This is a genomic window from Streptomyces longispororuber, from assembly GCF_014656095.1.
Lineage (GTDB): Bacteria > Actinomycetota > Actinomycetes > Streptomycetales > Streptomycetaceae > Streptomyces > Streptomyces longispororuber.
The window spans coordinates 94,536-105,393 of sequence record NZ_BNBT01000005.1 but is presented as its reverse complement, the minus strand read 5'-3'; the positions used below and the strand labels follow the sequence as shown (position 1 = coordinate 105,393).

General features: G+C 76.3%; 9 protein-coding genes. 1 reads left to right on the top strand and 8 read right to left on the bottom strand.

Features of this window, described 5'->3' with window-relative positions:
- Window positions 1–3 precede the first annotated feature (3 nt).
- Window positions 4–894 (bottom strand): hypothetical protein, encoded by an 891-nt coding sequence (locus tag IE330_RS03105; RefSeq protein ID WP_190134252.1) that lies wholly within the window; start codon window positions 892–894, stop codon window positions 4–6.
- A 327-nt stretch (window positions 895–1,221) separates the two neighbouring features.
- Between IE330_RS03105 and IE330_RS03100 the strand changes: the two genes are divergently transcribed.
- Window positions 1,222–1,638, top strand: coding sequence for a helix-turn-helix domain-containing protein (locus IE330_RS03100; protein ID WP_190134287.1), 417 nt, complete (start codon window positions 1,222–1,224; stop codon window positions 1,636–1,638).
- 120 nt (window positions 1,639–1,758) lie between these two features.
- Here IE330_RS03100 and IE330_RS03095 read toward each other — a convergent pair whose 3' ends face one another.
- From IE330_RS03095 to IE330_RS03065, 7 genes are all read right to left on the bottom strand, one after another.
- On the bottom strand, window positions 1,759–3,657 hold the full coding sequence (locus IE330_RS03095) for a protein-arginine deiminase domain-containing protein (protein ID WP_190134286.1): 1,899 nt from the start codon (window positions 3,655–3,657) through the stop codon (window positions 1,759–1,761).
- 339 nt (window positions 3,658–3,996) lie between these two features.
- The gene (locus IE330_RS03090) at window positions 3,997–4,425 is read right to left on the bottom strand and encodes a pyridoxamine 5'-phosphate oxidase family protein (RefSeq protein WP_190134251.1); all 429 of its coding nucleotides are present in this window, start codon (window positions 4,423–4,425) and stop codon (window positions 3,997–3,999) included.
- An 82-nt stretch (window positions 4,426–4,507) separates the two neighbouring features.
- Window positions 4,508–5,443 (bottom strand): hypothetical protein, encoded by a 936-nt coding sequence (locus tag IE330_RS03085; RefSeq protein WP_190134250.1) that lies wholly within the window; start codon window positions 5,441–5,443, stop codon window positions 4,508–4,510.
- Window positions 5,444–5,513: 70 nt separating this feature from the next.
- Window positions 5,514–6,863: a TolB family protein gene (locus IE330_RS03080; protein ID WP_190134249.1), complete on the bottom strand. Its 1,350-nt coding sequence runs from the start codon at window positions 6,861–6,863 to the stop codon at window positions 5,514–5,516.
- A 327-nt stretch (window positions 6,864–7,190) separates the two neighbouring features.
- The gene (locus IE330_RS03075; protein WP_190134248.1) at window positions 7,191–7,343 is read right to left on the bottom strand and encodes a hypothetical protein; all 153 of its coding nucleotides are present in this window, start codon (window positions 7,341–7,343) and stop codon (window positions 7,191–7,193) included.
- A 388-nt stretch (window positions 7,344–7,731) separates the two neighbouring features.
- Window positions 7,732–8,322 carry an RNA polymerase sigma factor gene (locus IE330_RS03070; RefSeq protein WP_190134247.1) on the bottom strand — a complete coding sequence of 197 codons (591 nt, stop codon included), beginning with the start codon at window positions 8,320–8,322 and terminating at the stop codon, window positions 7,732–7,734.
- A gap of 273 nt (window positions 8,323–8,595) precedes the next feature.
- Window positions 8,596–10,791 carry a helix-turn-helix domain-containing protein gene (locus IE330_RS03065; RefSeq protein WP_229925325.1) on the bottom strand — a complete coding sequence of 732 codons (2,196 nt, stop codon included), beginning with the start codon at window positions 10,789–10,791 and terminating at the stop codon, window positions 8,596–8,598.
- Between the last annotated feature and the right edge of the window lie 67 nt (window positions 10,792–10,858).

Here is a 10,858-nt window from a genome sequence, read left to right as displayed (position 1 = left end):
CCGTCAGGCGGCGTCCATGACGGTGTCGTTGCTCCATCGCGGGGGCGGACCACGCGGCCGGGGCCCGCTGGCGGTGTCCTGCCGGACGAGCGGGGCGACCACGGGAGCCACGGCGGGCCCACCCGCCGAGCGGTACGGGGCCCGGTCGGCGGCCGTGGTACCCGGCCAGGGCGGATGCGGAAGGTGGGCGGGGGTGACGTGCGCGACCGTCGCACGGTCGGCGTACGGCAGGTCGGGGGTGGGGTGGGCGGCGGTGGGCGGGGCCGCGGTGTGCGGGCCTGCGGTGTGCGGGCCTGCGGTGTACGGAAGCCCAGGAGCGCGCGGGCCCGCGCTGCGCGCCTGGGCAGGTGCGTGCGCGCCCTCGGCATGCGGAAGCTCGGAGGCGTGGGCGCCCGCGCTGCGCGGAAGCCCTGGTGCGTGTGCCCCCACGACGTGCGGGGCCGTGCTGTGCGGAAGCTCGGAGACGTGCGGGCCCGCGCTGCCTGCGGGGGCGGGACCCTGGAGCTGGTGCGCGGCGGTGTCCGGGGGCCGGTGGCCCTCGGCCCGTCCACCGTCGTCACGGGCCCGCGCGTCCGGGCGGGCCCGTGCGGGTGCGGAGGCGCCGGGCGCCGAGGCGGGGTGCGGTGCCGCCGTGCTCCAGGCCTGCGTTGCGGGTCCCGCCTCGGCGCGCCCGGAGGCCGTGGGGACCGAGGCAGCGTGGGCGGGGTGGGGTGCCGCCGCCCAGGCCTGGGCCGCGGGGGCGGCGGCGACGTGAGTGGTGTGGGGTGCCGCCGCCCAGGCCTGGATCGCGTGTGCGGCCCCCGGGCCCGAGGAGGGCACCACGAAGGCCAGGACCGCGGCGACGACCGCAAGCAGCGAGGCCGCCGACCGGGCGGACCGGGCGCGGTACGGCACGCGGGCCTCCTGGCCGGGTCGGCGGGTCGTCGGGCCTCCCGGCCGTCTGCGCCGGGAAGACCCCGGGCGGGGAGCCGCACCGCTCAGGGGTCAACCGCTCCAACGCCCTGGCCGACCGGCGAGTTCCCGCCCCCGGTGGCCATGTGCCGCCCCTCGCGACGGCGGGTGGTCCGGCCGGGAGCGGAGGCCGCCGTCCCGCTTCTGCCGAGGGCAGAACATCACCCCGGCCGCCCCCGCGGCTCCTACGCTGAACCCGTGAGCAGCCAGGCGACGAACCCGACCAGCCCTTCGACCTCCGCGCGCCGGCCCGATGAGGGCGCCCGCGTCATCCCGCTGCGCCCGGCGGCCCCCGCGGCCCCGGCGGAGCCCGCCCCCAAGGAGCCCCTGTGGCGCGACCTCGTCGGAGCCGTGCTGCGGCGTGAACGGCTGGCGCAGGAGCGCACCTTGAAGGACGTCGCGGACGCGGCCCGGATATCGGTGCCGTATCTGTCGGAGGTCGAGCGCGGCCGCAAGGAGGCGTCGTCGGAGGTGCTCGCGGCGGCCGCGCACGCGCTCGGCCTCGGCCTCGGCGACCTGCTCGGGCTGACGTACCACGAGCTGACGGCCGGCACCCGGCGCGCGCGGGGCCGCGGCCACGGCACCGGGGCGTCCTCCGTGGCGGAGCCGCGCGCCTCCGTGGCGTACGTCGGCACCGCCCCGCGCGGCAGCGGCCCGGCTCGGGCCCGCCTGAGCCTCGCCGCCTGAGCCCCGCCGCCCGACGTCACGCGGGCGACGACACGACGGCGGACGCGGCGCAGCACGCGACGGCGCGGATGCGCGAAGGGCCGGTGCCGGGGACGGGCACCGGCCCCACGAGCGTGCCCGTCAGGCCTTGGGCCACCACGGGGTGCCGGTGTCCCGCAGCGTGTTGGTGCCGCAGTGCACCTCGCCCATGCCGATGTGGTACGTGTACCAGTCGTCGATGTACGACGTGGTGAACCCGGCCTTGGCGTACACCGAGGTCACGGCCTCGGTGAAGATGTCCTTGCCGCCGATGACCGGGCCCCACTGCTTGGGCGCGAGGTAGCGGGTCGGGCTGAGCAGCACGCCGTTGACGGCTCCCGGGACGTAGGCGCTGTTCTGCCACGCGGCGGCGCGGGTGGAGGGCCCGGTGCCGCTGCCGGAGCGGCCCTCGTCGCCGCGGAGCTGGTTGAACGCGCGCAGCGAGTCGGGGCCGAGGCGGCGCAGCTTGCGGCTGCTGCTCAGGCCGCTGCCGCCGGCGTCGTCCCGTACGTACAGGCCGGGCACGCGCACGATCTCCGCGTCGGTGACGCCGGTCTCACGCTTGAGGACGGCGAGGTTGGCCTCGATGCGCTCGGCGGCGAGCTTGTTGTCCGCCGTGAACTTCGCGGAGCCGAGGACCTTGTCGATGGTCTCCTTGGGCGCCGGGATGCCGGGGCCGCCCGGCACCGAGAACATCTTCTTGCCGCCGTGGCCCTCGCGCTGGGCCTTGCGCAGCAGCTCCACGCCGGCCTTGGGGTCGGCCACGCCGATGCGCCAGCCGCGCCCGGTGTCGGCGGGCAGGAACTGCACGAACTCGTCCACGTGCCCGACCGCCAGCCAGGAGGTGTCGAGCAGCAGCGGGTCCTGGGCGCCCTGCGACTTCAGGAACGTGCGCATGGACTTGGCGGGCTTGGAGCCGGTGTCCTTGCGGTAGCCCTGGATGATGCGCCCGGCGGGGTAGCTCTTGTCGCCGAGCGTGTACGGCGGGATGGTCTCCAGGTTGCCCATGGAGTTGAGCGTCCACTCCTCGTCGGGACCGGCCTTGCCGACCTGCACCACGCCGACGTCGGGGCCGCGGAGCTTCTCGAACAGCTCGCGTCCCGCCGGGCGGTCGAGCTGGGCGGAACGTATCAGCACCCGCATCGTGCGGGGCTTGCCGCCGGGGCCCGGCATGCTGGCGTAGCCCGGCTCGACGAAGTCCTGCGCCCAGACGTCGTCGTACTTCGTGAACGTGGTCAGCGGCTTGCCGATCCCGGCGGCCTTGACCTGCTCGGCCAGCGCCTTGACGAACTTCCGCTGGTCGCGGCCGTATGCGCCGGCGCCCTTGACCTTCGTCACCAGGACCTCCTGCGCGCGCTGGAGGTGGTGGTGGGTGAGGACCGGCGCGGTGCGCAGCACGACGTCGTCGGAGCGGGCCGGGCCGTCGCCGGTGACGGTGACGGTGAACCGCACGGTCACGAGCCCGTTCCAGCGACTGGCGTCGCGGACGACGTCGGTCGCCTCCACGCCGAGCTCCACGCCGGAGCGCAGTTCCTTGGCGGTGAGCTTGTCGGTGGGCTTCAGCAGCGCCCAGCGGCCGTCCCGCTTGACGAACAGACGGGCCTTCTTGGCCTCCGCGCCCACCGCCTTGACGGTGCCGCGGCTGCCGTCGGCCGCGTCGGGCAGCGGCACGGTCCGCAGCCGGGCCAGGTCGGCGGCGTCCTCGGCGCCGTTGACCTTGGTGTCCGACGCGTCGTTGCACCGGGCCAGCTCGGCGTCCGACAGGGGCCGCCCCCGGCTGTCCTTGACCGGACAGCGCTTGGCGTCGTCGTCGATGTTGGGCAGGAGGACCGCCCCCCGCTGTGCGGTCCAGGTGTTCTCGCCGCTCGTGTCGCTGTCGCCCCCGACGTCGACGCTTCCGTCGCGGTTCACGTCCGCGCGCAGGTCGGGCGCCTTGGCCCGGACCGGTGCCGCGGTGTCGGCCATGGCCGTGGCCCCCGTCGCCGCGAGCACCCCGGCCATGCCGGTCGCCAGGGCGACCCTTCTCCAGCCGTGCGTATGCACAGTTCCCCTCTCGTCAGGGCCCTCTGGTCAGTTGGCGAGGGCCACTGGAGAGAAAGAGGCCGTACGGGCCACGGGGGTTGCTCGCGGCGGCCGCCGTCGGGCGCTGACGGGACGGCAGGTGCCGGGGGCGCGCGTCACCGCCGTACGGCGCCGCCGGACCGCGCGCTCCCCCGGAGTGCGGCCGTCGTGGGCCGCCCCGAACTCCCGGGTGTGGTACGCCGTTCCGGACGGGGCCGGGTGCGCCCCGCACCGCCCCGGACGGTCCGGGGGCCCGTGCGCCGCCCCGGACGGGCCGGGTCAGACGCTGCCGAGGTCCGAGGACACCCAGCGCTGCGGGCGCAGCCGGATGACCACCTGCTCGCCGTGCTCCTTGGCGGCCATGTCCACGTAGCCGTCGACCTTCTCCGCGGGCAGGTAGCGTGCGGCCATCTCGCGCAACTGCTCGCGGGTCGCGGGCTCCGTCGCGACGACCGGCCCCTCCACGGCCACGTACCGGATCGTCGGCTCCAGTCGGTCCACCATCAGGGTGAACCGTCCCGCCGCCGCGATCAGTCGGGCCTTGCGCGAGTCGCGCCCCGTCATGATCCAGACGTCGCCGCCGGGCTCGTACTGGTACCAGATCGGCAGGGTCAGCGGTGCCCGCTCCTCCTCGTCGGCCACCACGGACAGCGCCGCGATGTGCGCTTCCGCCAGGAACTGCTCGCGCTCTTCACGGGTGAGGGCCATCGGTGTCTCCTTGTGCGTCGCTACGGAAGGGACGTGAGCCAAGCGCCCGGGATCCCGGCAGGACCGGGCGCCACGCGCATGCCTAACCCGGCGAACCACCGTTTGATTCCCGGGCGGTGGTCCACTGGGGTGCGGGGGTGGGACCCGGCCGCGCGGTGATCGGCCCGCCCCTCGCCCAGTCGCGGTACTCCACGCGGAACACGTCGTCGCCGGAGCCGGAGGGCACCTCGGTGCGCAGGCTCCTGGGCAGTTCACCGGCCGCCACGACCAGGGTGAAGCGGACGGCGGCCCCGGGGCGGCCCTCTGCCGCGTACGGGCGGTAGAGGGGGCCGACGGCCGGGGCGGCGGCGAGGGCGCGCAGCGGGGTGGTCCCGGTGAGGGTGCGGGGGCCGCGGGCGCGGTCCGTCCGCAGCGCGGTGGCGCCGTCGAGGAGCGCCACCAGGTGCGCGGGCTGGGCCAGCCAGCGGGTCTCCAGGGCGTTGCGCACCGCGGTGTCGTCCGCCGCCGCGGCGGTCGCGTCGGGCTCGGTGCGGTACGAGCCCGCCGGGCCGTACGCGGGGCCGGTCATCTCCCCGGCCGGGGTGATGACGGCGCGGTTGCCGATCAGCACGACCTCCGGCGGGTGCCAGGCGTGGCCCTCGCCCATGTCGTACAGGACGTGGGTGGCGGCCCTCGCGGTGGTGGCGCCGCGCAGGTCGAGGCGGGCCTGGCCGGTGAAGGAGCCGGGGTCGCCGCCCGTGCGGGCCACGACGTCGACGCCGACCCGCCGCCGGTCCAGCATGGCGGCGCGGATGGGCGCGGCCACGGGGCCCGCGGTGGCGGTGGCGGAGGGGCGCTCGCGGCCGCCTGGACCGGGGCCGGGGTCCCCGGGCCACAGCAGGTGCGCGCCGAGGCCTCCGGCGGCACCGCCCAGCAGCCCCACCGCGACGGCCGCGGCCACCGCGCGGTGCCGCGGCCGCCAAGTCCGCCCGGCGGCAGGGGAGTTCACGGGGCGGGGACGGTTCTCCTCGGCGGCCACGGTTCAGCCTCTTTCGCACCGGCTTCGGTCGGTCGGGGGGGAGGTCAGGGGGAGGTCGGACGGCGGGGCGTCAGCGCAGTCGGCGCAGGAAGACGTCCGCGGCGGCGTTGGTGTCGCCGGGGACGAGGTTCCCTGCCGGGGAGTCGAACGCCACCGCGCCGCCGTCCTCGCTGACGCCGGTGCGCGGTCCGGGCGCGGTGTCCTCGGACACCGGTTCGCTCTCGCGGCTGACGAGGTCCACCCGGCCGGTCACCATGTCGCGTACGAACACGTCCGCGCTGCTGTCGCCGTCGTCCTCGGGGGCGAGGTTGGCGGCGGCGGAGGTGAACGCCGCGTAGCGCCCGTCCCGGCTCAGGGACACGCCGCCGCTGTCCCCGTCGGCGGGGGTGCCGTCCGCGGCGGCGCTGACCAGCCGCACGCGCCGCGTCTCACGGTCGTACAGGAAGACGTTGTGGGAGCTGGTCGGGGCCGGGCCCTCCGGCCGGAGCACCCGGGAGGCCGACGTGAACGCCACGTACCGGCCGTCGCCGCTGACGGCGGCGTCCCAGGACGGGGTCTTGCGGTTGTAGCCGTGCGGCACGCTGATGAGCTCCGTGGTGCCCCGCTCCCGGTCGCGCAGGAAGACGTCCGTCGCCGAGGCGTGGTCCTCCACCCCGGCCAGGCCGGAGGTGTTGGAGGTGAAGGCCAGGTACCGGCCGCCGGAGTCGCCCGCGAACGCGGGGGCGAACGCGTCGCCCTGGCCGTGCCCGCCCGCGCTGTCGAGCTGCGCGAGCTCCGTCGTCCTGTTCCCGCGGTCGTACACGAAGACGTCGTCGCGCTGGTTGCCGTCCCCCGGGACGAGGTCCCCGGCGCCCGAGGCGTACGCCACGTGGCGGCCGTCGCCGCTGACCGCGGGGTCGTACGTCAGGGGTCCGCGCAGGCCGTCGTACGAGGGACCGGTGGGGCTGATCCGTTCGGTCCTGCCGGTGCGCCGGTCGTGCAGGAACACGTCGTCGAGGTCGTTGGGGTCGCCGCCGCGGACGAGGTCGTCGGCGGTGGAGGTGAAGACCGCGTACCGCCCGTCGGGGCTGAGGGAGACCTCGCGGACGACGCCGTGGCTCGGCTTCCCGTCGCTCCTGACGCTGACGCGCTCCGTCGTCCCGGTGCGCAGGTCGCGGACGAAGGCGTCCGGCGTGCCGTTGGTGTCGTTCGCCACCAGGTTCCTGGACGCCGAGACGAACGCGACGTAGCGGCCGTCGGCGCTGAGGGAGGGGTGCGTGGACGCGGCGTTGCCCTGGGCGCCGCCGGGGCCGACGCTCACCCGTTCGGTACGCGGCGCGGAGGTCTCGGCGGCGGACACGCCCGGAGGGGAGAGCACGGCCACGGCGCAGAGGGCGGTGAGCGCGGCGCCCGCCGCCGTCACGCGCTGCTGAACGGTCATCGGTTCCTCCTGTGTCGACAGCGGTCTCCGGGTGCCGTCCGGGCACGTGGGGCCGGGCGCCCGCCACCGCGGCGGAGGTGAGGTCCTGGCGCACCGTAGCCGAGCGAACACCCTGCGCCGCCCGGGGGTCAATGTGTCGCGTGCCGTCCACGGTGCGGATGGGCCGGTTGCATCAGGCGGGCGCGGCGCTTCGGCGGACTTTTGTGCCGTACTCGCGCGGGAGGCGCAACCCTCGGCGGAAATCGGCCTCCCCGCCGACGGGTCCGTGCCCTGTGCGGGCCCTCGTCCGGGGGCGGCACCGCGCCCCCGGGCGAGGGCCCGGCCGGGTCACCGCGCGAACCAGGTCGCGCCCGCGAGCGGGCCCCCGACGGCGGCGGCGAGGGTGAGCAGGCGGTACGGCACGCGCTGGATCGTCAGGCGCAGGCCTCCGACGCGGAGTTCGAAGACGGGCGGGGCGGGCGGTGTGGTCCTGGTGTCCATGGGTTCTCCTCCGGATCAGGTCGTGGGGCGCGGGCCCGCGGGCCGCGCGCGGGGTCGAGAGGTGTCGGGAAGTGGGCGGGAAACGACGAAGCCCCGCCTGCGTGAGGCGGGGCTTCGGAAGGGCAGTAAGTTGACTGGCCGTCAGTTACCGCTGTCGTACGTGGGTTTGGGCGTACGGCGCCCGCGGGTGGCGGGGGGCGCGCGGCGGGTGCCGTGAGCTGGTCCATGGTTCCTCCTCGGGGTGACCGGCCCGCGCGTGCCCTCCGCCACGGTTCTGGCAGGGGCACCAGGCTCGCGCTCGCGCGACCGCGAAGCGGCTCGGCCTGGTGCCCCTGCCAGGTTCGTGGCGCGATGGGTCCGCGGGCCGGTCACCCCGACGAGGAACCCGTCAGGCGCGGAGCGACGCCTGCTCCCGCAGGACGTCCCGGACGTCCTGGCCCAGGGCGCTGTCGCGGATCTGCTTGCGGAAGCGGTGGAGCCGTCCCTCCACCGCCCGTTCGCTGATCCCCAGTTGCTCGGCGACGGCGCGCCGCGGGTGACCGGCGGCCACCAGCACGAGGATGACCCGTACGTCGGGATCGGCGGTCCGCAGCGCCCGCTCCAGCACGTCACGGGCCACGACGGTGAGGGCGGGGTCGGCCGTGCCGGTGCCGGCGGGCGTGGGCGCGGTTCCCGCGTCGGCGGCCAGGTGCCGTCGGAGCTCCTGCCGGTGCCTCCGGGCCTTCCGCCACGAGGAGAAGACCCGCGGGAAGTGCAGGAGCAGGGCTCCGACGACGTACGTCTCCAGCGAGGCGCCCTTCCGGGCGTCCCAGGTGGTCCACGGCTGCTCGGCCTGCTCAAGGACCTTGAGCAGCGTGTCACCCGCCAGGTCGTCGCGGTCCTCCGGCGACCCGCGCAAGGCGTCCAGCTCGGCGGGGGTGGGAGTGACGAAGCGCCCTTGTGTCCGGCACCGCTCGTAGACCCGCTGTGAGCGGATCATGTTCCGCAAGGTCTCGTGCCCGTGCACGTGGAGGCGGTCCCGGACCTCTCGCGGTGGTTCGGCCCGCGATGGGGCCTCAGGGGACTCGTCCGCGGGGGTCGTGAGCCGTGGCTGGGCGTCGTCCCGCACATCGCCCCCGTTCCGGTGTCCCGAGGTACTGCCTCGGCGCTGGTGTCACATGGGTGTTATAGGCACGGTGGAGCCCTGACCCCACGCGGAAGGGAGCCCGTTCTCTGTGACGTCGCTCACTCCAGGCGGGCCACGGCCCTCGTGTCACGGTGTCGCGCACAGCCCGCCGCGCAGGTCCGTGATGTCGACCTTGCCGGTCAGGATGTGCAGCGCGAACTGGAGGTCCCGCAGGCCGCGCAGGGAGCCGAGGTCGCGGGCCGTGTGGGCCTCCAGGGCGCGCAGGTGGGAGCGGACGGTGAACTCGGAGAGACCGAGGGCCCGGGCGGCCGGTTCGACGTGGGCGTCGTGGGCGAGCCAGGCCGTGGCGGTGGCCAGCAGGCCCCGGTGGTCGCCGCGCGCGCCGCACAGCAGGCTCTCCGCCCAGGCCGTGGCCTCGGGCGTGGTCAGCAGGTCGTGCAGGGTGGGGGCCGGATCGGCGAACGGCCCGGCCGGCCGGGCGGGCACCTGCCGCTCGGCAGCGAGCACGTCCAGGGCGAACCCCACGGCGATCCGGTCCGTGACGGTGGAGAAGTCCATCTCCAGAAGTTCCGCCGCCCGGGCCACGCGGCGCCTGACGGTGTTGCGGTGGACGTGCAGCCGCCGCGCGGCGACGGAGTACGGGTAGGCCAGGGCGGTGGGCAGCGTCTCCCGCAGCAGCTCCCAGTGGTCCAGGGGCCGCAGCACGGGCCGGAGGAACGCGCGCGCCCAGCGCCGCGCGGCGGGCGCCGGAAGCACGTCGATGAGGTCCGTGCTCTGCGCGGACAGCGCCACCGCGTCCGGGCGGCGCAGCGCGAACCGCTGGGCGGTGACGGCCTCCTGCACGGCGTCGGCGAGCATCGCCATCCGGTGGACTCCGCTGCCGCCCAGCGAGGCGTCGGACCCGAGGCCGGCGACCAGGCGCGTCAGCGCGGTGGCCACGCGGTCGTCGGCCCGGCCGGTCCTGACCGGCTCGACGACGAGGACGCGCCGGTCCTCGCGCGGGTCGGCGACGGCCAGGGCGAGGCCCGCCGTGGCGGTCTCGCAGCGGCGCAGGACGGCGTCCCGGTGCGTGGCCGGGACGTCGACGACGAAGGCGCGGACCGCCTCCGGCGACAGCAGGCCCGGGGCCTGCGCGGCCATGACCCGGCGCGCCTTGTCGACCTCGGCGTCCAGGAGCAGTTCCACGGCGGCCCGGCGGACGGCGTACGCGGTGTCGGTGGCCGTCCGGTGCTCGCGGCGCGCCTGGTCGAGGAGGCCCAGCAGGCGCGCGGCGTGGTCGAGCAGCCGGAGGTCGGCGTCGTCGAACGAGGGCGCGGGACGGGTGACGGCGAGGACGGCGCCGTCTTGGCCGGGGGTGGAGCGTCCTTGGCCGGAGGTGGGGGCCTCTGCGCCGAGGGTGGAGACGTCTTGGCCGGGGGTGGAGGCGTCCTCGCGGCCGGGAGTGGAACCGCCTTGGCCGGAGGTGGGGGCCTCTGCGCCGAGGGTGGAGCCACCTTGGCCGGAGGTGGAGGCCGCCACGCCGGAGGTGGAGCCCCCTCCATCGAGGGTGGAGCCCCCTCGCCCGAAGGTGGCGCCCCCATGCACGGCGTCGGGCTCGCCACGGGGGCCCGCGCCCTGCGGGCCGAGGCGCGCGTCCCCCTCCCCCGTCAGCCCCAGCGGCACGATCCGCGTCCAGGGGCCCGGCCCGGTGCCCTCGCCCGGACCGCGGGGCAGCGCCCGGGCCAGGGCGTCGGCCGCGGTGGCGGGTGCGGCCGCCAGGACGCGTTCCGGTTCGCTGACGAGGACCTGGGCCCGCAGGGCGCGCGCGAGGCCGTCGGCGACGCGCTGCATCGCCCCGGGGTCGGCGAGCCGCGCGGGCAACTCCTCGACCAGGGCGCTCAATTGCGCGGCCTGGCGCTCCACGACGGCCAGGCGCCGGTCCTGGAGGCCGCGGCGTACGACGGTCCACTGCCGCAGCGGCGCGGTGGTGGTGAGCAGCGGCAGCCCGACGGCCGCGGCCAGGGCGCGGACGCCGTGCGGGAACGGCTGGTGGTCGCCGGAGGCGACGTGGGCGACGAGGCCCGCGCAGTCGTCCAGGGCGAGCTGCTCCACGAGGGTCTCCAGGGCGACCTCCGCGCGGCCCCGGAGCCGGAACGGCACCTCGGTGAGAAGGACGAGGGTGCCGGGGGCGAGGCGGCGCTGCGGTTCGCCCTCCAGGAGTTGGGGCAGGGTCAGGGTCGCCACCTGGACGACCCTGACCGCCCCGTGCGAAGCGGAGGACACACCTCCGGCGAAGGCGAGCTCAAGTTCGGCCCTGCCGGCCAGCGTGCCCAGCGTCAACACGTCATCTCCCCCGTTGACTCCCCCGTGCGCACGACGTGCTGCCCGCTCCGGGTTTCCCCGGCCGCTC